The sequence below is a fragment of the Pseudomonas sp. App30 genome, from assembly GCF_047947025.1.
In the GTDB taxonomy this organism is placed as follows: Bacteria; Pseudomonadota; Gammaproteobacteria; order Pseudomonadales; family Pseudomonadaceae; genus Aquipseudomonas.
In genome coordinates this window covers 6,376,492-6,402,640 of record NZ_CP133165.1, presented here as the reverse complement: position 1 = coordinate 6,402,640, position 26,149 = coordinate 6,376,492, and the positions used below count along the sequence as shown (strand labels likewise).

At 67.4% G+C, this 26,149-nt stretch carries 24 protein-coding genes and 3 pseudogenes; 15 read left to right on the top strand and 12 right to left on the bottom strand.

The genetic code is table 11. The features are described 5' to 3' along the window. The first annotated feature begins 53 nt into the window (after nucleotides 1-53). The 3 genes from RAM80_RS29565 (at nucleotide 54) to RAM80_RS29555 (ending at nucleotide 2,828) form a co-directional block, all read left to right on the top strand. Complete coding sequence (locus RAM80_RS29565) at nucleotides 54-1,433, top strand: MFS transporter (protein ID WP_416423911.1); 1,380 nt, start codon at nucleotides 54-56, stop codon at nucleotides 1,431-1,433. A 166-nt stretch (nucleotides 1,434-1,599) separates the two neighbouring features. Then, nucleotides 1,600-2,403, top strand: a complete 804-nt coding sequence (locus tag RAM80_RS29560) for a PhzF family phenazine biosynthesis protein (protein WP_416423910.1) — start codon at nucleotides 1,600-1,602, stop codon at nucleotides 2,401-2,403. Next, complete coding sequence (locus RAM80_RS29555) at nucleotides 2,400-2,828, top strand: GNAT family N-acetyltransferase (RefSeq protein ID WP_416423909.1); 429 nt, start codon at nucleotides 2,400-2,402, stop codon at nucleotides 2,826-2,828. Before RAM80_RS29560 ends, RAM80_RS29555 begins: the two co-directional genes overlap by 4 nt. Nucleotides 2,829-2,935: 107 nt before the next feature. Here RAM80_RS29555 and RAM80_RS29550 read toward each other — a convergent pair whose 3' ends face one another. After that, nucleotides 2,936-3,295, bottom strand: a complete 360-nt coding sequence (locus RAM80_RS29550) for a YciI family protein (protein ID WP_416423908.1) — start codon at nucleotides 3,293-3,295, stop codon at nucleotides 2,936-2,938. A 95-nt stretch (nucleotides 3,296-3,390) separates the two neighbouring features. Between RAM80_RS29550 and RAM80_RS29545 the strand changes: the two genes are divergently transcribed. Then, complete coding sequence (locus RAM80_RS29545) at nucleotides 3,391-3,903, top strand: GNAT family N-acetyltransferase (protein WP_416423907.1); 513 nt, start codon at nucleotides 3,391-3,393, stop codon at nucleotides 3,901-3,903. Here RAM80_RS29545 and RAM80_RS29540 read toward each other — a convergent pair. After that, nucleotides 3,866-5,092 carry an MFS transporter gene (locus tag RAM80_RS29540; protein WP_416423906.1) on the bottom strand — a complete coding sequence of 409 codons (1,227 nt, stop codon included), beginning with the start codon at nucleotides 5,090-5,092 and terminating at the stop codon, nucleotides 3,866-3,868. The two genes, RAM80_RS29545 and RAM80_RS29540, sit on opposite strands and share 38 nt — an antisense overlap. A 90-nt stretch (nucleotides 5,093-5,182) precedes the next feature. Beyond that, nucleotides 5,183-5,368 (bottom strand): annotated as a pseudogene (locus RAM80_RS29535) (Lrp/AsnC ligand binding domain-containing protein); the annotation flags it as partial. A gap of 1 nt (nucleotide 5,369) precedes the next feature. Between RAM80_RS29535 and RAM80_RS29530 the strand changes: the two are divergent. After that, nucleotides 5,370-5,462: pseudogene (locus RAM80_RS29530) on the top strand (LysE family translocator); the annotation flags it as partial. A 274-nt stretch (nucleotides 5,463-5,736) separates the two neighbouring features. On the opposite strand, the gene RAM80_RS29525 reads toward RAM80_RS29530, so the two are convergent. The 3 genes from RAM80_RS29525 to RAM80_RS29515 all read right to left on the bottom strand — a co-directional run bounded on the left by RAM80_RS29525 (nucleotide 5,737) and on the right by RAM80_RS29515 (nucleotide 10,428). Then, nucleotides 5,737-6,462, bottom strand: coding sequence for a hypothetical protein (locus tag RAM80_RS29525; protein ID WP_416423905.1), 726 nt, complete (start codon nucleotides 6,460-6,462; stop codon nucleotides 5,737-5,739). 73 nt (nucleotides 6,463-6,535) lie between these two features. Further along, the gene (locus tag RAM80_RS29520) at nucleotides 6,536-7,276 is read right to left on the bottom strand and encodes a hypothetical protein (protein WP_416423904.1); all 741 of its coding nucleotides are present in this window, start codon (nucleotides 7,274-7,276) and stop codon (nucleotides 6,536-6,538) included. Nucleotides 7,277-7,410: 134 nt separating this feature from the next. Then, nucleotides 7,411-10,428 (bottom strand): FAD-binding and (Fe-S)-binding domain-containing protein, encoded by a 3,018-nt coding sequence (locus tag RAM80_RS29515; protein WP_416423903.1) that lies wholly within the window; start codon nucleotides 10,426-10,428, stop codon nucleotides 7,411-7,413. A gap of 33 nt (nucleotides 10,429-10,461) precedes the next feature. Here RAM80_RS29515 and RAM80_RS29510 point away from each other — a divergent pair, with 33 nt between their 5' ends. Then, nucleotides 10,462-10,584 carry a hypothetical protein gene (locus tag RAM80_RS29510; protein ID WP_416423902.1) on the top strand — a complete coding sequence of 41 codons (123 nt, stop codon included), beginning with the start codon at nucleotides 10,462-10,464 and terminating at the stop codon, nucleotides 10,582-10,584. After that, nucleotides 10,581-11,489: a LysR substrate-binding domain-containing protein gene (locus RAM80_RS29505; protein WP_416423901.1), complete on the top strand. Its 909-nt coding sequence runs from the start codon at nucleotides 10,581-10,583 to the stop codon at nucleotides 11,487-11,489. Before RAM80_RS29510 ends, RAM80_RS29505 begins: the two co-directional genes overlap by 4 nt. 4 nt (nucleotides 11,490-11,493) lie before the next feature. On the opposite strand, the gene RAM80_RS29500 is transcribed toward RAM80_RS29505, so the two are convergent. Beyond that, nucleotides 11,494-12,447 (bottom strand): LysR family transcriptional regulator, encoded by a 954-nt coding sequence (locus tag RAM80_RS29500; protein WP_416423900.1) that lies wholly within the window; start codon nucleotides 12,445-12,447, stop codon nucleotides 11,494-11,496. A 107-nt stretch (nucleotides 12,448-12,554) separates the two neighbouring features. On the opposite strand from RAM80_RS29500, the gene RAM80_RS29495 reads away from it, so the two are divergent. Continuing rightward, nucleotides 12,555-13,775 carry an MFS transporter gene (locus RAM80_RS29495; RefSeq protein ID WP_416423899.1) on the top strand — a complete coding sequence of 407 codons (1,221 nt, stop codon included), beginning with the start codon at nucleotides 12,555-12,557 and terminating at the stop codon, nucleotides 13,773-13,775. A gap of 10 nt (nucleotides 13,776-13,785) precedes the next feature. Here RAM80_RS29495 and RAM80_RS29490 read toward each other — a convergent pair whose 3' ends face one another. From RAM80_RS29490 to RAM80_RS29475, 4 genes and pseudogenes are all read right to left on the bottom strand, one after another. Next, nucleotides 13,786-14,994, bottom strand: coding sequence for a DUF2252 domain-containing protein (locus tag RAM80_RS29490; protein ID WP_416423898.1), 1,209 nt, complete (start codon nucleotides 14,992-14,994; stop codon nucleotides 13,786-13,788). Nucleotides 14,995-15,108: 114 nt separating this feature from the next. Beyond that, nucleotides 15,109-15,486, bottom strand: a pseudogene (locus RAM80_RS29485) (glyoxalase superfamily protein); the annotation flags it as partial. Between the two features lie 124 nt (nucleotides 15,487-15,610). Beyond that, nucleotides 15,611-16,042 carry a GFA family protein gene (locus RAM80_RS29480; protein WP_416423897.1) on the bottom strand — a complete coding sequence of 144 codons (432 nt, stop codon included), beginning with the start codon at nucleotides 16,040-16,042 and terminating at the stop codon, nucleotides 15,611-15,613. Between the two features lie 51 nt (nucleotides 16,043-16,093). Then, nucleotides 16,094-16,885, bottom strand: a complete 792-nt coding sequence (locus tag RAM80_RS29475; RefSeq protein WP_416423896.1) for a helix-turn-helix domain-containing protein — start codon at nucleotides 16,883-16,885, stop codon at nucleotides 16,094-16,096. 269 nt (nucleotides 16,886-17,154) lie between these two features. On the opposite strand from RAM80_RS29475, the gene RAM80_RS29470 reads away from it, so the two are divergent. The 6 genes from RAM80_RS29470 (at nucleotide 17,155) to RAM80_RS29445 (ending at nucleotide 24,125) form a co-directional block, all read left to right on the top strand. Further along, nucleotides 17,155-18,789, top strand: a complete 1,635-nt coding sequence (locus RAM80_RS29470) for an APC family permease (RefSeq protein WP_416423895.1) — start codon at nucleotides 17,155-17,157, stop codon at nucleotides 18,787-18,789. Nucleotides 18,790-18,807: 18 nt separating this feature from the next. Beyond that, nucleotides 18,808-19,734: a 4-hydroxyproline epimerase gene (locus tag RAM80_RS29465; RefSeq protein ID WP_416423894.1), complete on the top strand. Its 927-nt coding sequence runs from the start codon at nucleotides 18,808-18,810 to the stop codon at nucleotides 19,732-19,734. 42 nt (nucleotides 19,735-19,776) lie between these two features. Beyond that, nucleotides 19,777-20,724 (top strand): dihydrodipicolinate synthase family protein, encoded by a 948-nt coding sequence (locus RAM80_RS29460; protein WP_416423893.1) that lies wholly within the window; start codon nucleotides 19,777-19,779, stop codon nucleotides 20,722-20,724. Nucleotides 20,725-20,780: 56 nt separating this feature from the next. Next, nucleotides 20,781-22,358, top strand: coding sequence for an aldehyde dehydrogenase (NADP(+)) (locus RAM80_RS29455; RefSeq protein ID WP_416423892.1), 1,578 nt, complete (start codon nucleotides 20,781-20,783; stop codon nucleotides 22,356-22,358). Between the two features lie 3 nt (nucleotides 22,359-22,361). Then, on the top strand, nucleotides 22,362-23,618 hold the full coding sequence (locus RAM80_RS29450; protein WP_416423891.1) for an NAD(P)/FAD-dependent oxidoreductase: 1,257 nt from the start codon (nucleotides 22,362-22,364) through the stop codon (nucleotides 23,616-23,618). Nucleotides 23,619-23,840: 222 nt separating this feature from the next. Continuing rightward, on the top strand, nucleotides 23,841-24,125 hold the full coding sequence (locus RAM80_RS29445) for a DUF6555 family protein (protein ID WP_416423890.1): 285 nt from the start codon (nucleotides 23,841-23,843) through the stop codon (nucleotides 24,123-24,125). 43 nt (nucleotides 24,126-24,168) lie between these two features. Here RAM80_RS29445 and RAM80_RS29440 read toward each other — a convergent pair whose 3' ends face one another. Next, on the bottom strand, nucleotides 24,169-25,272 hold the full coding sequence (locus tag RAM80_RS29440) for a catalase family protein (protein ID WP_416423889.1): 1,104 nt from the start codon (nucleotides 25,270-25,272) through the stop codon (nucleotides 24,169-24,171). A 228-nt stretch (nucleotides 25,273-25,500) separates the two neighbouring features. Between RAM80_RS29440 and RAM80_RS29435 the strand changes: the two genes are divergently transcribed. Continuing rightward, nucleotides 25,501-26,058 (top strand): type 1 glutamine amidotransferase domain-containing protein, encoded by a 558-nt coding sequence (locus RAM80_RS29435; protein WP_416423888.1) that lies wholly within the window; start codon nucleotides 25,501-25,503, stop codon nucleotides 26,056-26,058. Nucleotides 26,059-26,149 lie beyond the last annotated feature (91 nt).

Genomic DNA, 26,149 nt, shown 5'->3' with positions numbered 1-26,149 from the left:
TCGCACAGATACCGTCGCGGTAGCGTGAGGCCTTCATTCGGGAGGTTCCACCTATGCTCAATTTCACTGCCAGGAAGGTTCAATTCGCCACCTGCTTGGGTTTTTTCATCGTGCTGATGGACGTCAGCGTGGTCAACGTGGCGCTGCAGGCCTTGCGTCAGGACTTGTCGGCCAGCGTCACTGACCTGCAGTGGGTAGTGAACGCCTACGCCATGGTGTTCGGCGCGTTGCTGTTGATGGCCGGCACCCTCGCCGACCGCTTTGGTGCCAAGCGGGTGTTCATGCTGGGCTACGCGCTGTTTGCGCTGGCGTCCATGGGCTGCGGCCTGGCACAGGGCCTGGGCGCATTGATCACCTGGCGCCTGGCCCAGGGGGTGGGCGCCGCGCTGTTGGTGCCCACTTCGTTGTCGTTGTTGCAACACGCCTTCCCGGAAGAAGCCGCGCGCAACCGTGCGGTGGGCTGGTGGGGTGCAGGCGGTGGCATCGCCCTGGCAGCCGGCCCGGTGATAGGCGGCATATTGATTGCCACATTGGGCTGGCGCAGCCTGTTTTTCATCAACGTGCCGATTGGCCTGCTTGGCCTGTGGCTGACCGCCCGCCACGCGCCCCGCTCCCCTGTACAGCCGCAACGCAGCCTGGACGTGCCCGGGCAGCTGGCAGGCGTGCTGACCCTGGCCAGTTTCACGTTTGCCCTGACCCAGGCCAGCGCCTTGGGCTGGGCCAGCCCGATGATCATCGTCGCCGCGCTGGCCTGCGTAATGAGTGGCGTGCTGTTCGTGTGGCTGGAGGCTCGGGCGGCGCGGCCAATGCTGCCCTTGGCGCTGCTGCGCGACCCACTGCTGGCCAGCGCCAACGCCATCGGCGTGCTGGTCAACCTGGTGTTCTACGGCATGGTCTTCGCGTTGAGCCTGTATTTCCAGACCATTGAACGCCTCACGCCCGAGCAGACGGGCCTGGCGTTCCTGCCGATGATGGCGATCCTCATGGCAGTGAACATCCTCGCGGGCCGGTTGCTGCAACGAACCAGCCGGCGGCGCCTGGCGACCGCAGGCCTGCTGATTTCGGCGCTCGGTTACCTGCTGATGCTGCCAGCCTTGGCCGCCCACGGCTTCGCCTGGCTGGTAGTGCCGATGCTGCTGGCAGGGGGCGGCATTGCCCTGACCATCCCCACCATCACCGGCGCAGCGCTGGCGGCTGCGGCCCGGCACCACGCAGGCGTAGCGTCCGGGTTGCTGAACGCAGCGCGGCAGGTGGGCGGCATCACCGGCGTGGCACTGTTCGGCTTCCTAGTGCGCGGTGCTGCGCCACAGGCGTTCATGCAAGGCATGCATGACGCGCTGGTGGTCTGCGTGGTAGCACTGCTCGCCGCAGCCGCACTGGCATCCACCGGCCTGCGCCCCACCCTCCAGCCATTGCCCCACACCACCCCGTAGCAGCGGCCGCCCGGCCGCGTCGGGCCCCGCTGCGGTGGTGACTGGAGGACGCAGCCTGGCGGCAGCTGCTACGGGCACTGTATCGTGGAAATAATCGCGATCTGTCACTTCTGGGCGGTGCGTGGGGTTGTTAACGTGCGTGCACGAATCGGCAAGGACTTAGCCCATGCAACTCCCCCTCTACCAGATCGACGCCTTTACCTCCCGCCTCTTCGCCGGCAACCCTGCCGCCGTGGTGCCCCTGGACGCCTGGCTGCCCGACGAGGTCATGCAAGCCATCGCCATTGAAAACGCCCTGGCGGAAACCGCATTTTTCGTGCGTAACGCGCGTGGCCATTATGAGATTCGCTGGTTCTCGCCGTTCACCGAAATCGACTTCTGCGGCCACGCCACCCTGGCCAGCGCCTTCGTGCTGTTCAACCAGCTTGGCGCCCCGGAAACCCTGACCTTCTGGGCCAAGGCCGTCGGCGATATTCCGGTGCGCCGCCTGCCGGATGGCAAGCTCGAACTGAGCTTCCCCGAACTTGCGCCCACGCCGCTTTCCGAGGTGCCTGCGGCCCTGGTCGAAGGGCTGTCGATTGCCCCCAGTGAATACTGGATCAGCCGCCAGGCATACTTTGCGGTGTACGACAACGCGGCGCAGGTGGAGGCCGTGGTCACGCGTTCCGACCTGCTGAAAACCCTGGCCCCACGCGATGTGGTGGTCACCGCGCCGGGCGTTGCCCACGACTTCCACTCGCGCTATTTCTGGCCGGCCAACGGCGGCGAGGAAGACTCGGTCACCGGTTCCATCCACGCGGGGCTGGCACCGTTCTGGGCCAAGCGCCTGGGCAAGTCGCACCTGCAAGCGCTGCAAGGCTTGCAACGCCAGGGCGAGCTGGACTGCCGCGTGGCGGACGGCCGCGTGTTCGTGGCCGGCCATGCCGTGCAATACCTGCAAGGAATGATCACCGTGAGGGCCGGCCAATGAACGTGCGCATCGAACTGGACACCAACCCCGGCGAAGCCGAGCGCAACGCCATCCTCCAGCCGCTGCGCGCATTCAACATCGCCAACGCCGGCAGCACGGTGCCGGAGACCTTCGCGCTGCTGGTGCGCGACGAGCAGACCGACGCGATCATCGGCGGCCTGTACGGCAAGCTGTTCTACCGTTGGATGTTCATCGAGCTGCTGGTGGTGCCCGAACAGACCCGTGGCCAGGGCACCGGCTCACGCCTGATGGAAATGGCCGAGGCGCACGCGCGGGCCAAGGACTGCGTGGGCATCTGGCTGGACACCTTCAGCTTCCAGGCCCCGGCGTTCTACCAGCGTCACGGCTACACCGAGTTCGGCCACATCGACGACTACCCGCCCACCCACACCCGCCACTTCTTCCAGAAACGCCTGCACCCGTAGCAGCTGCCGGTTTTGTGGGAGTGGGCTCTGCCCACGAAAAGGACGCAGCGGAACGTCTGGCTATACGCGTTGTTCTTCTTCGCGGGTAGAACCCGCTCCCACAGGCGTCATTCGAAATCCGACATCTCATAGAACGGCCGGATTTCGATTTCGCTCGGCCCGGGCATGGGGTTGGGGCAGCGTTTCACCCACGCCACCGCCTCGTCCATGTCCTTCACGTCCCAGATCCAGAACCCCGCGACCAGCTCGCGGGTGTGGGCAAACGGGCCATCGCTGACGGTGCGCTTGGTGCCATCGAACGCCACGCGCTTGCCCTGGGACGACGGCTTCAGGCCATCGGCAGCCTGCAGCAGCCCCGCCTTCACCAGTTCGTCGTTGAATTTGCCCATCGCCTCCATCAGCTCGGTGCTGGGCAGCGTGCCTGTTTCGCTCTCTTCAGTAGCCTTGACCAATACCATGACGCGCATTTTCGTCTCCTCCGGTCCTGGACCAACCAATGGGTTGCAGCACAGGTATCAGCCTAGTGCACAATGGCCGGACATGACGCCCCAAGGAGGTTGTGATGATCCGCCCTGCACTGCCCACGGATGCCCCCGCCATTGCCCATGTGCACGTACGCAGTTGGCAGGCGGCCTATGCGTCGTTGATGCCGGCCGCCTACCTTGCGTCGTTGGACCAGAGCCTGCCCCAGCGCGAGACGTATTGGGCAGGGGCCATCACCCAGGGGGACGCACAAGTCTTCGTTGCCGAAATCGACGGCGAGGTCGTTGGCTGGCTTTCAGCAGGCGGCAGCCGAGATGAGGATGCGGACAAGAGGGCCACTGGCGAAATCATGGCGATCTACCTGCTGGCAGAGCATTGGCGTGAAGGGCTGGGCCGTGGGCTGTGGGAGGCTGGCGTGCGCTGGCTGGCCGACCAGGGTTACCAGCAGTCCACCCTGTGGGTGCTGGCGGCCAATACGCGGGCCATCGAATTCTACCAACGCATGGGCTGGACGGCGCAGCCGGACAGCCTGCGCACCTTGCGCCGCGGCGGCGTCAGCCTGGAGGAGATTCGTTTCCACGCGCCGGCGTGAACCCGGCCCGCAGCCGCTGCCGCCCGGCTGCACTGGCTCGCGCCACCGCCAACACCCAGACCAGCACCGTGATGCTGCCGACACTCACCAGCATCCCATGCACCCCCGCCGCACTGATGACCTTGCCCATCACGAAGGGAAAGCCGAACACGCCGATGAAATACGCCAGGCTGAACAACAGCAGCGCCTGGGCCGTGAGCCGGGGTGGCGCCTGGTTGGCAGCCAGGCCGTTGATCACCGAGTAGTTCAGGCCATAGCCGACCCCCAGCAGCGCGGCGGTGAGCAGGTAGCTGAGGCTGCCGTGCACCCAGCTGGAGAAACCGAACACCGCCACCAGCATCAGCGTGGTCAGCACAGCGGAGGCCGCCAGCGGGTTGCGCTTCACCACCCAGCCGGCAATCAGCAAGCGGCAGCCGATCGCCGCGCCCATGAAGCCGATGAAGAACAGCGAATAATCCAGGCCCAGGCTGGCGGCGTAGCTGGTCTGGAAACTGCCCATGCCGCCAAAGATCGCCCCGCCCAGGCCCACCATCAGAATCGCCAGCGCGGCGCGCGAGCGCAGCACCTGGGCGGCGCTGGCCAGGCTGATCTGCACCGGCTCGCCCGAGCCCTGCGCGCCGCTGCCAAGCCGCCAGAAATACGCCCCACCCACCATCGCGCACGCGGCGGCCAGCAGGAACGCACTCTGCACCGGCAAGCCATACAGGCTGGCCAGCTTGCCGGCCAGGGGGCCGCTGCCGATGCCGGTGAGCATGCTGCCCGACAGCAACGCGAAGCAGTGGGTGCGCCGGGCCGGCTCGACCATGGCCGCGACCATGATCGGCCCCAGGGTGTAGAACAGCCCCCAACCAACCCCCAGCAGCAGCCCGCAACCCAGCAGCGCCAGGCCCAGCCCCGGCACCAGGGCAAAGCCCAGCGAGGCCAGCACCAGGCAGCCGGCGCCCAACGCCACCGAACGCCCGGCGCCCAAGCGCTGCATCACATGCCCGGACACCAGCACCGCCAGCAAGGTGCTGACCATGGCCACGGCAAACACCTGCCCGGCATCGCGCTCGCTGCCGCCGTGGCTGGCCACCAGCAACGACAGCAGGAACGTGCTGCCATAGGCGATGGACAGCAGGAAGCTGGCAAGGCAGAACAGGCCGAAGCGCGGGCCGGGGCGTTGGGCGGGTGCAGACATCAAGGGCATTCCGTGCGGAGTAGTCGCGCTGTTGTAACACGGCCTGGAGCACGGTTTGTCATGCAAATGACGGAGTCAGGGTCAGGATCGGCGCACCTGTCAAAGAGCCAGGGGCCGGTCCTGCACCACCCGCTTCATCACCAGCGTGGAGGTCAGCAGTTGAACGTTGGGCAAGGTCGACAGGCGCTCATCGCAAAGACGCTGGAACGCCGGCAGGTCCTGGGTGATGACGTGCAGCAGGTAGTCCGGTTCGCCGAACAGGCGCTGGGCCTCGACTACCTGGGGACTGTTTATCGCCTTCTGGGCGGTGTCGATCCTGTTCGTGATTACCCCGGGTGCGGACTGGGCCTACGCCATTTCCGCCGGCCTGCAAGGACGGCAGCGGCTACGCGGAATGCTGCGCACACCGCACCCGTAGCAGCGGCCGCAGGCCGCGTCCCAGGCACCGCGCGGGCCGGAAGCGGCCCGTGGCCGCTGCTACAGGCTGCGGCTTTTCACACTGGAGATCTTCAGCGCACGCAGGGGCCAGCGCAGCCGGGCGGCAGCGGCTACGCGGAATGATGCGCATACCGCACCTGTCACCGCGTGGGCCGGACGCGGCCCGTGGCCGCTGCTACAGGGCGCCGCCTGCATGGCGGCCGTACGGAGCGTAGTTAGCGCAAGCCCATGGAGATCATCAATTTCGCCAATGCGTCGTCGGTGCTGTCCTTGGTGGTGGTGGGCGATACGCCGGCGGACCTGGCGCGGGCCAGTTTCCATTCCGAGGTGGCCTTTTCCGCGTCGCTGACGTTGTCGAGGAACGACGCCGTCAGCGTCAGTATCTGGTTGTAATCCTCCACACGCTTCAAACCCAGGGCATCGGCCTGGGGCCCGGTGACCTGGCCGGTGGCCAGGGCCTGTTGTTGGCCCATCAAGCTGTAGGCCGAAGCCTGCTCTTGATCCGAGAACAAGCCCCCCTCGTTCTGCGCCACCGCCAGCAATGAACGGCGGTCCAGGCTACCGAACAGGCTGTTGCGGTCCTGGTCGGTATTGGAGAACGGGTTGCTGGTGGTGGCCATCGCCGCATATACGGCATCCATTCGCTGGCGAGCGTCCTGGCTGACCTGGTCGTCGGACAGCCCGGTAGAGCTGGAAGTGGCCTGGGGCAATACTGCGCCCAAGGCCAGGGCGTCGGTGTTGAAGCCTTCACGGCCAGTGAAGAAAGCACCGTATAGGCTGGCGGCCTGGCTTTGGGTAACCGCGTCGATGCTGAGGGTGACCGTGGCATCTTTCGGCTGCCGGCCAGGCTGCAGCACGGTGCTGATCACCGTGGTGGATTGTGCGGCCTTGCTGGCGGCAAGCTGGGTGATCGACTGCTGGGTATACAGATTGATGCGCATCCTGCGCCTCCATGTGCCTGTGAACGACGCTCTTGTGAGGTTGTTTTTACTGAGATCTGCAGACTTGAACCTTTCACCGCGAACCCAGGCCCGTTGCCACGAGCACCTTGGCCAGTGCGTCGGCGACGGTGTCCTGGGTGTGGGTGGGCGCTGCGGGCAGAACACGTGCGCGCGCGGCCTGCCAATTGGACGTGGCTTTTTCTTCGTCGCTGGCGTTGTCGAGGAAGCTGGCGGCCAGCACCTGGGAGACGTTGCTGTCGGTGACTGACTTGAACGTCGACTCCAGGCGAATCGGCCCCGAGTACAGTCCGGAAGCCAGCGATTGCTGTTGGTCCATCACCGACTTGGCCAGCATTTGCTCCTGGGACGAGAACAAGCCGCCCTGGTTGTTCGCCACGGCCGACAGCGAGCGGCGGTCCAGGCTGCCGAACAGGGTGTTGGTGTCCTGGCCTTCATAGCTGTCGATTGAATAGGGGTTGCCCGACGCTTCCATCGCCGCGTACACGGCGTCCATGCGCTTGCGCGCATCCACGCCTATCGCGTCACCGGACAGGCCCGTTGAGCTTGAAGTCGCCTGGGGCAGCGCGGTGCCCAGCCCCAGAGCATCGGCACTGAAACCTTCGCGCACCGGGAAATAGCGGTTGTAGAGATTGGCTGCCTGGCTACGCGTGATCGCGTCGATGCTCAGGTTGACGGTGGCCTGCTGGGCCGTCTGCCCGGCGCTGCGCGCGGTGCTCAGCACCGTGGTGGATTGCGCAGCGGCAGACGCTGCCAGGGTGGAAACCGACTGCTGGGTATATAGGTTGATGCGCATCCTGCGCCTCCGTGTACCAGTGAGTTACCTCCTTGTATCGACAACCTTACAAAAAACTGTAGCCGCGGCCGATAGGCGGCGTCCTGGGCACCTTGGTGGCCTGGGACGCAGCCTTCGGCAGCTGCTACGGGGGGTTACAGCAGGGTTTGCAGGACCACTTCCAGCGGGTGGCGCAGTTCGCGGTCGGCCATGCGCTTGACCTGGCTGCGGCACGAGTAGCCGGTGGCCAGGGCTTCGCCCTGCTTGTCCAGCTTGCCGGCCCAGGACTGCTCGAAGATGGTCCGCGAGGTGTCCTGGTTGCGCGCCTCGTGGCCGTAGGTGCCGGACATGCCGCAGCAGCCGGTGGCCTCGGTGGCCAGTTTCAGGCCCAGGCGCGCGAACACCTGCTCCCACTGGCGGGTGCTGGCCGGCACGTTGGTCTTCTCGGTGCAGTGGGCCATCAGGCGGTAATTGCCGGTGGCGCTGGCGGCCTGCTCGGGCAGCACGTCCATCAGCCATTCCTGGGGCAAGGCCACGGTCGGGCACTCGCCCAGGCCCGGCACCTTGAGGTATTCCTGGCGGTACACCAGGGTCATGGCCGGGTCCAGGCCCACCAGGCGCACGCCGCAGTCGGCCACGGCCTTGAGTTGGCGGGCGTTGCGGATGGCGGCCTTGGCGAACGCACCGAGGAAGCCCTGCACGTGCAGCGGCTTGCCGTTGGCGCTGTAGGGCGCCAGGAACACCCGGTAGCCCAGGCGGTGCGCCAGCTCGATGAACGCGGCCAGCAGCGGCGTCTCGAAGTAGCGGGTGAAGGCGTCCTGCACCAGCACCACGCTGCGCTCGCGCTGGGCCGGGGTCAGCTCGGCCAGGGCCGGCAACGTGGCCACGCGCACCTTGCAACGGGTCAGGGTGGCCTGCAGGTTGTAGCGGCTGATCAGCGGGCTGTCGACCATGCCGGCCTGGCCCTTGAGCAGCCGGCCGATCAGCGCCGAGCCCATCACCGCGTTATACAGCCCGGGTGCGTGGGCCAGGTACGGCAGGGTGAACTCCAGCGAGCCGATCAGGTAGTCACGCAGCGGGCGCTGGTAGCGGCCGTGGTACAGCTCGAGGAAGCGCGAGCGGAACTCGGGCACGTTGACCTTCACCGGGCACTGCCCCGCGCAGGACTTGCACGCCAGGCAGCCGGCCATGGCGTCGTACACCTCGTGGGAGAAATCGGCCTGGCCACGACGGCGCGCCAGATTGTTGCGCAGCCGCGTGGGCAGGCCCTTGAGCCACGACACCTGGTTGCGCGCCGCCGCCAGCACGTCGATGTCCGCCGCGCCCTGCAGGCGCAGCCATTCGCGAATCAGCGAGGCACGGCCCTTGGGCGAATGCTGGCGTTCGCGGGTGGCTTTCCACGACGGGCACATGGCGTCGTCGGGGTCGAAGTTGTAGCAGGCGCCGTTGCCGTTGCAGTGCATCGCCGTGCCGTAGTCCTGCCACACACGCTCGTCGATCTGGCGGTCGTAGTCGCCACGCAGCGGCGCTTCGTCGACCTTGATCAGGCCTTCGGCGCTGTCCGGCGGGGTGCAGATCTTGCCGGGGTTGAGCTGGTTGTGCGGGTCGAACGCGCCCTTGAGCTGTTGCAGCGACGGGTACAGTTCGCCGAAGTAGGCCGGCACGTATTCCGAGCGCAGGCCCTTGCCGTGCTCGCCCCACAGCAGGCCACCGTAGCTCTGGGTCAGCGCCGCCACCGCGTCGGAGATCGGCTTGACCAGCGCGGCCTGGGCTTGGTCCTTCATGTCGAGGATAGGCCGCACGTGCAGCACGCCGGCGTCGACGTGGCCGAACATGCCATAGGCCAGGCCATGGCTGTCCAGCAGCGCGCGGAAGTCGGCGATGTAGTCGGCCAGTTTTTCCGGCGGCACCGCGGTGTCTTCCACGAACGGCTGCGGCCGTGCCTCGCCGTCGACGTTGCCCAGCAGGCCCACCGAGCGCTTGCGCATGGTGTACACGCGGTTCACCGCCGCCGCGCCTTCGGCCAGGGTGTGGCCCAGGCGCTCGATGCTCTTGTCCGCCTGCAGGTGCTCGACGAAGGCCGCCACGCGGGCGTTGACCTCGGCCGGGTCGTCGCCGGCGAATTCCACCAGGTTGATGCCCAGGGTCGGGCGGGCCGGGTCGGCCGGGAAGTACTCGGCCACGGCGTGCCAGATGATGTCCTTCATGGCCAGCAACAGCACCTTGGAGTCCACCGTCTCGATGGAGATCGGCGTGTGCTCGAGCAGCGCATTGGCGTCACGCAGGGCGTCCATGAAGGTTGGGTAGCGCACGTTGACCACCACCTGGTAGGTGGGGATCGGCAGCACGTTGAGCTTGGCTTCCACCAGGTAGCCCAGCGAGCCCTCGGCGCCGCACAGCACGCTGCTGAGGTTGAAGCGCCCCTGCTCGTCGCGCAGGTGCGCCAGGTCGTAGCCGGTCAGGCAGCGGTTGAGCGGCGGGAAGGTGCGCTCGATCAGCTCGCCCTGGGTTTCCTGGATGGTGCGCGCGGCGCGGTACACCTCGCCGGCACGGCCGGGCACGGCGCAGGCCTGCTCCAGTTCATCGTCGCTCAGCGGGTAGGTGTGCAGGCGCTGGCCGCCCAGCAGCACGCTGTGCAGTTCCAGCACGTGGTCGCGGGTCTTGCCGTAGGTGCAGCTGCCCTGGCCGCTGGCGTCGGTGTTGATCATGCCGCCCACGGTGGCGCGGTTGGAGGTGGACAGCTCCGGGGCGAAGAACAGCCCGTGGGGCTTGAGCGCGGCGTTGAGCTGGTCCTTGACCACCCCCGCCTGCACGCGCACCCAGCGCTCCTCGACGTTGATCTCGAGGATGTTGTTCATGTGCCGCGACAGGTCGACGACGATGCCATCGGTCAGCGACTGGCCGTTGGTGCCGGTGCCGCCACCACGGGGGGTGAGCTTGACGCCCTGGAAGCGCGGCTGGGCCATCAGCGTGGCAACGCGCGCCACGTCCTCGGCATCGGCCGGGAACACCGCCGCCTGGGGCAGGCGCTGGTAGATGGAGTTGTCGGTGGCCAGCACCGTGCGGGTGGCGTAGTCGGTGCTCAGCTGGCCCTTGAAGCCGGCGCTGCGCAGGGCATCGAGGAACTCGGGGTACAGGGTGGCCGGTGCGGTGCCGGTCAGTTGGGCGATCATCGGGGATGGCCTCGTCTTTATGTCAGGATAATCATGGATACTACCCTGGGCGTGCTGGTTATCAGCGGCCAGGTAGTGGATGATGCCAATGATCCCGGAGCCCGGCGTTCGGCACAAACCGATATTCGCACCTGCATTGATGACTTTTACGAATGAATTACCGCAACCTCACCCCGTCCATGTCGGTGTTGCTGGCCTTCGAGGCGGCGGCGCGCCATGAAAGCTACACCCGCGCCGCCGAGGAACTGTCCCTGACCCAGAGCGCGGTGACCCGCCAGGTGCAGGCCCTGGAGCAGCAACTGGGGGTGACGCTGTTCCGCCGCGAGGGCCGTGCGGTAAGGCTCACCGAGGTGGGCCGGCTGTACCAGCGCGAGATCAGCGAAGCCCTGGGCCGGGTGCGCAGCGCCACCCTGCACGCCATGGCGCACCAGACCGGCAGCGGCAGCCTGCGCCTGGCCACCCTGCCCACCTTCGGCTCGAAATGGCTGCTGCCGCGCCTGCATGACTTTTACCGCCAGCACCCGGACATCATGGTGCACATCAACTCGCGCATCGAGACCGTGGACTTCGAGACCAGCGGTATCGACGCCGCCATCGTCGTCGCCACCGGCGACCAGCCCGGGCTGGTCTGCCACCGCCTGTACGCCGAGGAATTGATGGTGGTGCTGTCGCCAACCCTGGCGGCCACCCGCGCCGAGTGGACCCCGGCGGCCCTCGGCCAGCAGGTGCTGCTCAGCGTGGTCAACAACCCCAGCGCCTGGGGCGAGTGGTTCGCCCACCATGGCCTGGCGCACCAGGGCATGCGCCTGGGGGCCAGCTTCGAGCTGACCTCGCACCTGGTGCAGGCGGTGCGCGCCGACATCGGCATCGGCCTGGTGCCACGGGTGCTGATCACCGAGGAGCTGGCCAGCGGCGAGCTGCTCAGCCCTGCCCTGCCCTACGCCAGCGCGCGCAGCTATTACCTGGTGTACCCGCCGCGCAACCGCGCGCTGCCGGCGCTGGTGGCGTTTCGCGAGTGGTTGATCGGCAACGTGGGAGCTGGCTTGCCAGCGAGCTGTTGAGGCCCTAGAAGCTCGCTGGCAAGCCAGCTCCCACAGGCCGGTTAACCCCCACCGAGGTCAACCGCTCACCCAGGTAATCCACCAACACACTCACCTTGGGCAGGCTCTCACGGCTGCGCAACCACACCAGGTTCATCGGCTGGCCATCGGTGGCCAGGTCCGGCAACACCTCCACCAGCGCCCCGCTCGCCACGTGCGTCGCCACCAGCCAGGTCGGCAACTGGGCGATGCCCAGCCCCGCCAGCGCTGCCATTACCTCGCCTTCGCCATCGCCCACGGCAATGTGCGGGTGCATGATGCGCCGCTCCATCTCCCCCGGTTGGCGCCCCTTGAAGTACCACGGCCCCACCAGCCCATCGTTCTGGCCATAGCCCACGCAGTGGTGGTGGTCCAGGTCATCGGCCGATTGCGGCACGCCCTGGCGCGCCAGGTACGCGGGCGCGGCGCAGAAGATCATGCGCTGGGCGCCGATGTAGCGGTGCGCCAGCGCCGCCGGCCAGGCGTCGGCGCCACCGATGCGCACGACGATGTCGATGCCGTCCTGCACCGGGTCGACGAAGCGGTCGGAGAACGACACATGGGGCAGCAACCGCGGGTGCTGCTTGACGAAATCGAGGATCAGCGGCAGCACGTGAAGGCGCCCATAGGACGCCGGCAGGTCGATGCGCAGGTGGCCATGGGGCTCGCCCTGCTCGGCACCCAGCGCCAGCTCCACCTGCTCCAGGTCGCAGAGCACCGCCGTGCAGGTGCGGTAGAAGGTCTGCCCGGCCTCGGTCAGCGCCATGCGCCGGGTGGTGCGGTTGAACAGCCGTGCGCCCAGCCGCGCCTCGAGGCGGGCGATGCTCTTGCTCACCGCCGAAATGCTCAGGTGCAGGCGCTCGGCGGCCGCCGTGAAGCTGCCCAAGTCTGCCACGCTGACGAACACGTCGATGCCCTTGAGCCGTTCCGAGGAAAACATCGCCGCTCCATTGTTGAACTGGGTTCAAGACAGTTGGTAAAAAACGGCGCAAATAGGCCATCAATTCTCTAATAGGCTACGGCAAAACCTTTCTGGAGTTAAGTGTCATGCCGTCCTCAACCGTGGCCCAGGCCACGCCGTCCGCCCATTCAGCCCTGCAAATCCTGATCATGACCGTGGCGGCGTTCATCATCGTCACCACCGAGTTCCTCATCGTCGGCCTGTTGCCGGCGCTGGCCCGCGACCTCGACGTGTCCATCGCCGTGGCCGGCCAACTGGTGACGCTATTCGCCTTCACCGTGATGCTGTTCGGCCCGCTGCTCACCGCGCGCCTGGCGCAGGTGGAGCGCAAGCGCCTGTTCACCGCGATTTTGCTGGTGTTCGCCGCCTCCAATGTGCTGGCCGCGTTGGCCAGCAATATCTGGATCATGGCCCTGGCGCGCTTCATCCCCGCCTTGGCCTTGCCGGTGTTCTGGGGCACCGCCAGCGAAACCGCCGGGCAACTGGCGGGGCCGGGCAACGCCGGCAAGGCGGTGTCCAAAGTGTACATGGGCATCTCCGCGGCCCTGGTGTTTGGCGTGCCGCTGGGCACCGTGGCCGCCGACACCCTGGGCTGGCGCGGCACGTTCTGGGCGCTGGCGGCGGTGTCGCTGGTGATCGCCGCGCTGATGCACCTGGCCATGCCCACCCTGCCCACCTCACCCAAGCCCGCCGACGGCGAGAAACAGACTGCCATCCTGCGCCAGCCGCGCTTCCTGGCTCACGTGCTGCTGTCGGTGCTGGCCTTCACGGCCATGTTCACCGCCTACACCTACCTGGCCGACATCCTTGAACGCGTGGCCAGCGTACCCGCCAGCCAGGTCGGCTGGTGGCTGATGGGCTTCGGCGCCGTGGGCATGCTGGGCAACCATTGGGGCGGCCAGCTGGTGGACCGCAAGCCGCTGGGGGCCATGGTGCTGTTCCTGCTGGTCATGGGCGCCGGCATGCTCGCCGTGGTCCCGGCCGCCGGGCACCACGCCTGGCTGATCGTCGCGCTGGTCGCCTGGGGCATCGGCTACACCGCGCTGTTCCCGGTGTGCCAGGTGCGGGTGATGCAGGCTGGCGCCCGCGCCCAGGCACTGGCGGCTTCGCTGAACATTTCGGCGGCCAACGCAGGCATTGGCCTGGGGGCTATTTTGGGCGGGCTGGGGATTCGGCACCTGGGGTTGGAAGCCTTGGGCTTGATCGCCACGGCCATCGCCGCCGTGGCCCTGCTGGTGGCACTGCTGATGATGGGCCAGCGTCCCGCCGTCATGGCCCAACCCGAGGGCGCATGCCCGAGCCGCTGAACCCCGCTCGCTACTTGCCGGCCTTCGCCCGCTTGGCCTCCTCCAGCGCATAACGCCGGCAATGCTCCAGGTAGCCCATTTCATGGCTGGCCACCAGCTGCACCACGCTCTTCCACAGCCACGACGGCGCATCCAGGGTGCGCGAGCGGTTCAGTTGCAGGTCCTTGATCCAGCCGGCGCGGGTGGCCAGGTCCATCTGCCGGGCGTGGGCCAGGCCCACCACCCGCGCCAGGTAGGCCGCTACGCGCATGGCCTCGACCTGGGTGAGTTGGTCCAGCTCCAGTTTCATGTCCTGGGGCAGCAGTTCGCGGATGAAGAAGCCGTTGTCGAGCATGCGCGTGGCCAGCATGCGGTTGCCCAGGCCCGGTGACAGGTGGCGGGCGCCCTCCACCACGCGCTGGCCGTTGTCCCGTGGCATGGACGCGCGGGCGGCGCGCGGCGCGGCAGCGCCCACGGCCTGCTTGATGTCGATCAGGCAGTAGTCGGGGTCGTCGTCATCGCCCACGCTCAGCAACGCTGCGTAGCGCTGCAGGCCCAGGGAGCTGCAGCCCTTGACCCAATAGGCGGAGTCCAGCAGCTCGACGCGGTCATCTTTGGAGCGGCCTTTGAGCGAGGTCACCAGCGCGTGGATGTCGTCACTGGCGCAGAGTTTCTTCAACGCGGCGCGCTCGTCCTTGGCCAGTGGCCAGAAGTGCTTGCCTTGGGGGATGGTTGGGCGGGTGTCCTCGATGCGCTCCTGGGCCAGGTGCTTCCAGGTGCGCTGCACGGCGCTGCGCATGCCGGCCTTGACCTGGGCCGGGCGTGGCGGGTCTTCGTCGACGTTGGTTTCGAACGCCAGCTCGTAGCCGCGCATCATCTCCTCGAGCATTTTCGCGGTGGCCACGCCGGGCAGGTCGGAGCCGCGCGCGGCGGTGGCCAACGACAGCGCCAGGCGCACCAGGTCGTGGGCCGGGTTGCCGATCACGGTCTGGTCGAGGTCACGGATGTGGATGTCGATCTTGCCCTTGAGGTCGCCCGTGGGGCCCAGGTTGCCGGCGTGGCAGTCGCCGCAGATCCACACCGCCGGCCCGCTGGGCAGGCGCTTGCCCGGCTGGCTGTGCAGCCACTGGTAGAACTGCACCGTGCTGCCGCGCACGTAGGCGTGGGCAGAACGGGCCATTTTCAGGTTGCGAAGTTCGGTGAGGGGGGCGAGGCGCGCGGAGGGTCTGGGTGTTTTCATGGGGGCGTCTTTGGCAGGTGTGTGCAGTGGACTGGCGGCCGTCATAAATGTTTCAAAATATTTCCCAGATACCCCATAACAACGGCCGCCAGGCCGCGTCCCGCCCCACCACCCTCACATCTGGCAGAACCGCAGACGGTTGCCGAACGGGTCGTACACTTCCAGCACCTGCCCCCAGTCCTGCTGCACGATACCGGGCCGCGCATTGCCGTAGCGCCTGGCCAGCAGCTCATCGCGCAGCTGTTCTATGTTGTGCATCGGAATAAACACCGTCGCCCCCGGGCAGGCATCGCCGTGGTGTTCTGACAGGTGCAGTTGCAGCGCGCCGCGGCGAATGCCCAGGTACAGCGGCAGGCCAGGCTCGAAACGGTGCTCGAACTCGACGCTGAAGCCGAGGAAATCGAGGTAGAACTCGCGGGCCTTGGCTTCATCGAAGCTGCGCAGGATGGGGATGGGGCTATCGAACGTGGGTGCGGTCATGGTTCCCTCCTGGAACGGATGTGTGGGGGGGGGCATGCCCCCTGACGCGGCCGTTGTTGTGGGAGCTGGCTTGCCAGCGAGCTGTTGAGGCCCTAAAAACTCGCTGGCAAGTCAGCTCCCACAAAGACAGTTGCTGCTACGGGGATATTGCCAGGGCTTGGATCAGGGCGTCGAGGGTTTCGGGGGCGGCGGCGTGGTGGCTGGCGCAGCGTTGCTGGTCCCAGGGCATGGCGTCGTCGGTGCAGTAGTCGCCCACGCACTCGGCGTCCAGCGGGCCGTCCAGCAGGCCCAGCGGTACCCACACATACGGCTCGCCGCGCAGGGGGTTGGGCACGGTGGCGCCGCACTGGCCGCAGAAGTCGTTGCGGTAGCCGGTTGCCTTCTGCCAGGTGCTGATGGCGCTTGCGCCGGCGTGCCAATGGAAGTCGGCGGCCTTCACCACGGTAGCGAGGTTATGCCCCACGCCCGTCTGCCGGCGGCACAAGCTGCAGTGGCAGCGGTAGAAGGTTCGCGGCGCCGCTTCCAGGCTGAAGCGCACGGTGCCGCACAGGCATTGTCCTGACGTCATGACCATTCCCTTGAAATAAACCACCCTTGTAGCAGCGGCCGCCAGGCCGCGTCAAAACCCGCTGCCACCCCGCGCAACCGTTGCCTGCCGATACTGCCGCGGGGTAAACCCGGTCAGCGTCTTGAACTGGCGGCTGAACGCACTGTGGTCGGTGTAGCCGCACTGCATCGCCACCTCGGTGATCGGCAGTTCGCTGTGCAGCAGCCGATGGGCGTGCTCCAGGCGCACCTTGTGGATCATCTGCCGCGGCGTGAGGTGGAACACGCGCTTGCAGTAGCGCTCCAGCTGCGCCACCGAGATCCCGGCAATGCGGGTCAGCTCGGCCATGCTGATGGGGCCCTGGAAGTGCCCGCGAATGTACTCGTCCACTGCCGCCAGGCGCTGGTACGCCGGGTGGCTGGCGCTGGCGGTCTGCAGGTCCACGGAGATGCCGGCCAGGCCGATGATGGCGCCGTCGCGGTTGTAGATGGGCTGCTTGTGGGTCAGGCACCAGCCCGGCTCGCGGCTGCCGTACAGGTGCAGCTCCAGCTGGTCCTCCAGCACCAGCCCTTCCTCCAGCACGCGGCGGTCCTGCTCGGTGTAGCCGGGGCCCAATTGTGCGGGGAACACCTGGGCGCTGGTCTTGCCCAGCAGCGGCTGCAGGCGCTTGAAACCACAGCGCTGCAGCAGGGTGCGGTTGGCCAGGCGGTAGCGCGCCTGGGGGTCCTTGATGAAGACCACCGCGTTGGGAATCACGTCGAGCATGGGCAGCAGGGGCGCCATGCCGGCGAGCATTTCATCCAGTGTTTGCGGGCGTTCCAGGGCGTGCCCCTGGCCCAGCAGCGTCAGTGCATCCAGGGTCATGGACCAGGCTCCTCACGGCGGCACGCACCGCCATGGCAGCGCTGCGGCCGGCCAGCTTGCCGCACTGGGCGAGCGCTGTCCAGCGGCTGAAACCATTCTGCCAATTGTGCCGATTTCGTCATCGTCGCTGGCGAAAAGCATCAAGTAAAGCGGCGCCGCAAGGTTCACTGTAGAGCCCACGGGAAGCGCCCAGGCGGCGCCGCCCAACAATAACAACTGCAAGGCGACATCCACTCCTGCCGACCAATAACACACAAGAAGGCGACGCCATGTCCGGCACAGGCAAGTTCAAGAAACAACTCTCATTGATGGACCTGACCTTCATCGGGCTGGGTGCCATTTTCGGTTCCGGCTGGCTGTTCGCAGCCAGTCACGTCTCCACCATCGCCGGCCCCGCGGGTATTTTCTCGTGGATGCTGGGCGGCTTCGCGGTGCTGCTGCTGGGCATCGTCTACTGCGAGCTGGGCGCCGCCCTGCCCCGCGCCGGCGGCGTGGTGCGCTACCCGGTGTTCTCCCACGGCCCGCTGCTGGGCTACCTGATGGGCTTTATCACGCTGATCGCGTTTTCCAGCCTGGTGGCCATTGAGGTGGTCGCCGCCCGCCAGTACGCCGCGGCGTGGCTGCCGGCGCTGAGCCAACCGGGCACCGGCAATCCGACGTTGCTGGGCTGGCTGCTGCAGTTCGCCCTGCTGTGCCTGTTCTTCGCGCTGAACTACTACAGCGTCAAGACCTTCGCCAAGGCCAACAACTTCATCAGTCTGTTCAAATTCATCGTGCCGCTGCTGGTGATCGGCGTGCTGTTCACCTTCTTCAAACCGGCCAACTTCACCGTGCACGGCTTCGCCCCGTTCGGCCTGTCCGGCGTGGAAATGGCGGTGTCGGCCGGCGGCATCATCTTCGCCTACCTGGGCCTGACGCCGATCATCTCGGTGGCCAGCGAGGTGCGCAACCCGCAACGCACCATTCCCATCGCGCTGATCCTCTCGGTGCTGCTGTCCACCGGCATCTACGTGCTGTTGCAGGTGGCGTTCCTGGGCGGCATTCCCACCGAGATGCTCAGCCAGGGCTGGGCCGGCATCAGCAAGGCCTTCTCGCTGCCCTACCGTGACATCGCCCTGGCCCTGGGCGTGGGCTGGCTGGCGTACCTGGTGGTGGCCGACGCGGTGATCTCGCCCAGCGGCTGCGGCAACATCTACATGAACGCCACGCCGCGGGTGATCTACGGCTGGGCGCGCACCGGCACCTTCTTCAAGGTCTTCACTCGCATCGACGAGAAATCCGGCATCCCGCGCCCGGCGCTGTGGCTGACCTTCGGCCTGTCGCTGTTCTGGACCCTGCCGTTCCCCTCCTGGGAAGCGCTGATCAACGTGGTGTCCGCCGCCCTGGTGCTGAGCTACGCCATCGCGCCGATCTCGGTGGCCGCCCTGCGCCGCAACGCCCCCGACATGCCCCGGCCGTTCCGGGTGAGAGGCTTCGCGCTGCTGGGCCCGGTGTCGTTCATTGTCGCTGCGCTGATCGTCTACTGGTCGGGCTGGGGCACCGTGTCCTGGCTGCTGGGCCTGCAAATCGTGATGTTCGTGGTGTACCTGCTGTGCCAGCGCCTGGTGCCTACCGACCATTTGAGCATCGGCCAGCAAGTGCGTTCCTCGGCCTGGCTGATCGGCTTCTACGCCGTGACCATCCTGCTCTCCTGGCTGGGCAGCTTCGGCGGCCTGGGCGTGCTTGGCCACCCTTACGACACCCTGGCCGTGGCCGCCAGCGCGCTGGTCATCTACTACTGGGGCGCCGCCACCGGGGTGCCGGCCCACCTGGTGCGCCTGGACGCGGACGACGCCGAAAGCGAGGCGGTGGAGCACGCCGGCCGCGCGCAACCGGCGCACCTGCCCCACGCCACCACCCGTTAATTCAACCTGGACGCACCCATGAAACAGGTACACGTGATCGATTCCCACACCGGCGGCGAACCCACGCGGCTGGTGATGCAAGGCTTCCCGGCGCTGACCGCCAGCACCCTCGCCGGCCAGCGCGACGAACTGCGCGAGCTGCATGACCACTGGCGCCGCGCCTGCCTGCTGGAGCCACGCGGCAACGACGTGCTGGTGGGCGCCCTGTACTGCCCGCCGGTGTCGGCCGACGCCACCTGCGGGGTGATCTTCTTCAACAACAGCGGCTACCTGAACATGTGCGGCCACGGCACCATCGGCCTGGTGGCGTCCCTGCAGCACCTGGGGCTGATCGGCCCCGGCGAGCACCGCATCGACACGCCGGTGGGCCAGGTCAGCGCCACGCTGCACGCCGACGGCGCCGTCACCGTCGGCAACGTGCCGTCGTACCGCTACCGCCAGCGCGTGCCGGTGCAGGTGCCCGGCCATGGCCTGGTGCACGGCGACATCGCCTGGGGCGGCAACTGGTTCTTCCTGGTGGCCGAGCATGACCAGGTGCTGGAACTGGCCAACGTCGAGGCCCTCACCGCCTTCACCTGGGCGCTGCTCAAGGCCCTGGAAGCCCAGGGCATCCACGGCGAAGGCGGCGCGCTGGTCGACCACGTGGAGCTGTTCGCCGCCGACCCGCACGCCAACAGCCGCAACTTCGTGATGTGCCCCGGCAAGGCCTACGACCGCTCCCCATGCGGCACCGGCACCAGCGCCAAGCTGGCGTGCCTGGCCGCCGACGGCAAGCTGGCCGAGGGCGAGCGCTGGGTGCAGGCGAGCATTACCGGCAGCCAGTTCGAAGGCCGTTTCGAATGGGACGGCGAGCGCATTCGCCCGTTCATCACCGGCCGCGCCTACATGACCGCCGACAGCACCCTGCTGATCGACGAGCAAGACCCGTTTGCCTGGGGCATCTGAGCCCACTTTTTTCGCACTCAACTGACTACTGGAGAACGCACCATGACCGACAACATCTTCACCGGCTGCATGCCCGCCCTGATGACCCCGTGCACCGCCGATCGCACCCCGGACTTCGACGCCCTGGTGGCCAAGGGTCGCCAACTGATCGAAGCCGGCATGAGCGCCGTGGTCTACTGCGGCTCCATGGGTGACTGGCCACTGCTCACCGAGGCCCAGCGCCAGGAAGGCGTGGCGCGCCTGGTGGCCGCCGGCATCCCGACCATCGTCGGCACCGGCGCGGTCAACAGCCGCGAAGCGGTGGCCCACGCCGCCCATGCCGCCAAGGTCGGCGCCCAGGGCCTGATGGTAATTCCGCGGGTGCTGTCGCGTGGCGCCTCGCCGGCCGCACAGAAAGCGCACTTCAGCGCCATCCTGAAAGCCGCCCCGCAGCTGCCGGCGGTGATCTACAACAGCCCCTACTACGGCTTCGCCACCCGCGCCGAGCTGTTCTTCGACCTGCGCCGCGAGCACCCGAACCTGATCGGCTTCAAGGAATTCGGCGGCGCCGCCGACCTGCGCTACGCCGCGGAAAACATCACCTCCCAGGATGACGACGTGACCCTGATGGTGGGCGTCGACACCCAGGTGGTGCACGGCTTCGTCAACTGCAACGCCACCGGCGCCATCACCGGCATCGGCAACGCCCTGCCGCGCGAGGTGCTGCACCTGGTGGCGCTGAGCAAGCAGGCGGCCAAGGGCGACGCCCGCGCCCGCCGCCTGGCCCGCGAGCTGGAGGCGGCGCTGGCGGTGCTGTCGTCGTTCGATGAAGGCTGCGACCTGGTGCTGTACTACAAGCACCTGATGGTGCTCAACGGCGACCTGGAATACAGCCTGCACTTCAACGACACCGACGTGCTCAGCGACGCCCAGCGCCGCTACGCCGAACAGCAGTACGCGCTGTTCCGCCAGTGGTACGCCGCCTGGTCGGCCGAGCAGAACCAGGCCTGACACCCTTGCCGCGCCGGGCCCAGGGGCCCGGCCTCGTGACCTTTTAAGGATGCACCATGACACTGACAGGCAAGCTGCTGATCGGCCGCCACGCCGTCGCCGGCACCGGCGCCCCGGTTTACGCCATCAACCCCGCCACCGACCAGCCGCTGCAACCCGGCTACCCGGGCGGCAACCGCGAGCACGTGGCCCAGGCCTGCGCCCTGGCGTGGAACGCCTTTGACGCCTACCGCGAGACGACACCCGCCGCCCGCGCAGCCTTCCTGCAAGCCATCGCCGAGGAAATCGAAGCCCTGGGCGACACCTTGATTGACCGCGCGGTGGCCGAAACCGGCCTGCCGCGCGCACGTATGCTTGGCGAACGCGGGCGCACCTGCCAGCAGCTGCGCACCTTCGCCCGCGTGGTGCTGGCCGGCGAATGGCTGGACGCGCGCATCGACCCCGCCCTGCCCCAGCGCCAGCCCCTGCCGCGCGCCGACCTGCGCCAGCGGCACATCGCCCTGGGCCCGGTGGCGGTGTTCGGCGCCAGCAATTTCCCCCTGGCCTTCTCGGTGGCCGGTGGCGACACCGCCTCGGCCCTGGCCGCCGGCTGCCCGGTGGTGGTCAAGGCCCACGGCGCCCACCCCGGCACCAGCGAACTGGTGGGCCAGGCCGTGGCCCGCGCAGTGCAGCGCTGCCAGCTGCCGGAGGGGGTGTTCTCGCTGCTGTACGGTTCGGGCCGCGAAGTGGGCATCGCACTGGTAAGCGACCCGCGCATCAAGGCCGTCGGCTTCACCGGTTCGCGCAGCGGCGGCCTGGCCCTGTGCGCCGCCGCCCAGGCGCGGCCGGAGCCGATTCCGGTGTACGCGGAAATGAGTTCGATCAACCCGGTGCTGTTGTTCCCGGCCGCCCTGCAGGCCCGCGGGGAAGCGCTGGCGCAGGCGTTCGTCGGTTCGCTGACCCAGGGCGCCGGGCAGTTCTGCACCAACCCCGGGCTGGTCATCGGCCAGCGCGGCGCAGCGCTGGAACGCTTTGCCACGGCCGCCGTGGCGGCGCTCACGGACGCCCCGGCGCAGACCATGCTGACCCCCGGCATTTGCCAGGCCTACCAGCAGGGCGTCGCGGCGCTGGCCAGCCACCCGCTGGCGCATACTCTGGGCCAGGGCCTGTCTGCCACCGGGCCAAACCAGGGCCAGGCCCAACTGTTCATTGCCGACGCCAGCGACTTCCTCGCCGCCCCGGCGCTGCAAGCCGAAGTGTTCGGCGCCGCCTCGCTGATCGTCCAGTGCGACGATGACCAGCAAGTGCGCCAGGTGCTCGAACACCTGGAAGGCCAACTGACGGCCACCCTGCACCTGGACGACGCCGACCTGCCCCAGGCCCGCGCCTTACTGCCGGTGCTGGAGCGCAAGGCCGGGCGCCTGCTGGTCAACGGCTGGCCTACCGGCGTCGAAGTCTGCGACGCCATGGTGCACGGCGGGCCGTTCCCGGCCACCTCCGATGCCCGGGGCACCTCGGTGGGCACCGCGGCCATCCTGCGTTTCCTGCGCCCGGTGTGCTACCAGGACTTCCCCGACAGCCTGCTGCCCGTGGCCCTTGGCGCTGCCAACGACCTGCAGCTGCGGCGGCTGGTCGACGGCCAGCGGGAGGCTTGAGCCATGAGCCAGCCTTTCGCTGAGCCGACCACGGCGGACGTCGCCGTGGTGGGTGCCGGCATCATCGGCGTCACCTGCGCCCTGGCCCTGGCGCGCCAGGGCCGCCGGGTGCTGGTGATCGACCGCCAGGCCCCGGGCCATGGCGCTTCCTACGGCAACGCCGGGCACCTGGCCACCGAGCAGGTGTTCCCCATCGCCGACGTGTCGATTCTCAAGCGCCTGCCGGCCATGCTCATGGACCCCATGGGCCCGCTGCGCCTGGATTGGAAGTACCTGCCGCGGGCGCTGCCGTGGTTCACCCGGCTGCTGCTGAACCTGCGCCCGGCGCCGTTCCAGCGCACGGTGGCCGGCATCCGCGCGCTCAACGAAGGCAGCCTGGGCGCCTGGCAGCGCTTGTTGGCCAGCGTGCAGCGCCCCGGACTGCTGAAGGAGGACGGCTCGCTGCTGGTGTTCGAACGCGCCGCGTCCCGCCCCGCCCTGCATGCCCTGCAAGCGCGCCTGCGCCAGCAGCAGGTGCCGGTGGACTTCTGGGCCGCCGACGCCGTGCGCCAGGCCGCGCCGCAATTAAGCGAACGCCTGCAGGGCGGATTGTTCTTCCCCGCCACCGGGCACTTCATCGACCCCTACAAAGTGCTCACCGAACTGGTGGCAGCGGCCAAGAGCTGCGGCGTGCAGTTCCTGCAGCACGGCGTGCTCGACGGCCGCCTGCACGACGGCGGCGTGGTGCTGAACACTGAGCAGGGCACGATCGGCGCACGCCAGGTGCTGCTGGCCTGTGGTGCTCATTCGGCGCCGCTGGTCAAGCGGCTCACCGGCAAGCAGGTGCCGCTGGACACCGAGCGCGGCTACCACCTGATGCTGCCGGCGGAGCAACACCGCCTGCCGTTCGCCGTCACCTCGCTGGAACGCAAATTCATCATGACCCCCATGGAGGGCGGCCTGCGCCTGGCCGGCACGGTGGAATTCGCAGGTCTCGACGCACCGCCGTCGATGGCCCGCGCGCGGCAACTGCACCGCCTGAGCCAGGGCCTGTTCAGCCACGACCTGGACGCCCGCGGCGCTACCGAGTGGATGGGGTTCCGGCCGTCGTTGCCCGACTCCCTACCGGTCATCGACCGGGTGGCGGGCGGCAAGGTGCTGCTGGCGTTCGGGCACCAGCATCTGGGGTTGACCCAGGCAGCGTTGACGGCAGAGATGGTTGCGGCGCTGGCCAGCGGCGAGGCACCTGTTTCGAGCGCCTACCGCCTGGCTCGGTTCTGATCCGCGCCGTGGGGCTTTTGTGGGAGCTGGCTTGCCAGCGAGCTTTTAAGGCCTCAACAGCTCGCTGGCAAGCCAGCTCCCACAGGTCAGGCCCGTAGGCGCCTCGGCGCCAGGAATCCGGCGAACCCGCGCAGGCACGCCATTTATCGCATTTGCCTGCATTTTTTTTGAATCAACCACGCCCCGCCGTGTTCCCAACCACATGGCACGATGGAGGCGCCCATGAACCCACAGCTCTACGTCATCGAATACCTGCTACACGGCAAACCGGCCTCGTTCATCATCCGCCTGGAAAAAATGGACAACGCCCTGGCCTGGCACTGGGCCAGTTGCGACGCAGGGGTCGGCATCATCCCCAAGTTCGGCCGCCAGCAGACCCGCCAGGTCAGCCGGCCCATGGCCGAGCGCTACGGCATTACCGAGGTGAAATGGCGCCTGGCCGGCCAGCGCGGGGCACCCCGGCAGGGCAACGATGAAACCGCTTCATCGGAACCCGCCGAAAGCTGACTGTCGCGCTTTCACAGCAAGGAGTACATTTGTACTCCCACCATTACTCCTCATCCAGCGAACGCGGCTCCTGCATCGGGCAACCCTGATGCTGCCCGCGGAACCCGGCGGAATGTTCATAGGCCGGCTTGCGCACGCGCATCACCCCACCCAACGGCCGATGCGCCGCCAACCCGTGCCAGGGGCTGAACGCCATGCGCTCGTCAATGCGGCTGACGTTCTCCGCTGACCACGACACTTGCCGGGGCACATGGATGCGCGCCACGGTGACGTAGGGGCTAGCTTCCTCGGGCCAGGCTTTGGACGCATCCTCGATGGGCATTTTGTCCAGGTCGGTAGCCAACTGCACGCGCACCTCCCAGGTGCCGTCATGGCTGGCAAAAAACTGCGTCACTGACTCGCGCAGGCCGTCGGGTTTATCGTCCAGGTCCACTGGCTGGTCGGTCAGCGCCTGCAGTTCAGGCGACACCGGAGCCACGCTCAACTTCGCGTAGTAGGGGCCGTAGAGCAGCGGCACCACCGTGTTGTAGGTTTCGCCGAGCAGGTTGGTGCGCGGGTGGCCGCCCAGGCTTTTCAAGGTGCCGCTCTCGCCACCCAAGGCCTCCACGGTGCTTTCGATGCCTCGCAGCGCCGCTGACATGGCCTTTTTGAAACCGGGCATCTTGTCGGTGGTCTTGGCCAGCAGCTTCAAGGTACGCAGAAACGCCTTGGGGGTAGCCGCCGTGAACGCCTTGGCGTTCTGCATGACGAAGTCCTGGGTGGTGTCGCCCTCGCTGCCGGGCAGCCGCGCACCGTCCACCCCAATTACCTTGATGGCCATGCCGCGCGGCGTGGACACGTTGTCATCGAGAATGTCCCCCGGGTTGGTGGACAGGCGCATTACCAGCCGGTAAGTGCCAGGTTGGGCGAAGGCGCCCTGGGCCAATTCCACGGGCAGGCCCGGCAGCACTTCCAGGCTGCCCAGCAACAGCCCGTGGGCCTTGGCGTGCACGCTGCGCACCGGGTGGCCGTAATCCGCCTGGGTCTTCTCCAGGATGCTGTGCATGGCCTCGACCAGCTCGGCGCTGGTCTGCGCCTCATCCTCCGGTATCTGTTCGAAGGACGCTTGGAACAACAGGGGCGTGACACCCAGTGGAATGGCACTCATGGCGATACCTCATCAGGTCGACAACGCAGCGCAGGGGTTCTTGATGACCCTCGACGCCTTGCGGAAAAGTGTCCGCTCACAAGGAGTCAGTCAGGGGCCGAGGTACTTGCGTTCAAGTCTTTCACTGGCCAAGCGGACGGGTGGCACGGGCAACGAGAAAAATGGAACCGGAGCATTGCCCTTGTACCCCAACGCTTGTTCCCGCATTTTCCACCTGAGGGCTTTCCCATGAGCACGCAACTCCAAGGCAAGAAAATTTTGGTCATCACCAGCAACACCGGCATCGAGCGCGACGAGCTGGTCAAGCCACTGGAAGCACTGCGCGGCTTTGGCGCCGAACTGGTGCACGCCTCGATCAAGGGCGGCACCACGCAAACGTTCCAGCAGGACACCGAGAAGGACCGCACGGTGGAGTCGGACGCCAGGTTGGGGGATGTGAGAGGCGCGGACTTCCATGCTCTGGTGATTCCCGGCGGCACAGTGAACGCCGACACCCTGCGCCAGGATAAGGACGCCCAGCGTCTGATCAACGAATTCGTTGACGCCGGCAAGGTCGTGGCGGCCATCTGTCACGGCCCCTGGGCCCTGATTGACGCTGGGGTCATCGAAGGCAAGACCCTGACTTCCTACGCCAGCGTGCGCACCGACTTAGTCAATGCCAAGGCGGCGGGCTGGGTGGATGAAGAGGTGAAACAATGCGGCGCCAACGGCTGGACGCTGATTACCTCGCGCACGCCCAAGGACCTGCCAGCGTTCAACGACGCTATCGCCAAGGCGCTGCAATAGCAACTGTCCTCGCCAAGATTGCCACGGCAGTATCTATAGCCGCTGCCGAACGCTGTGCTGGCCTTTTTCCACGCTGGAGATCTTCAGCGCA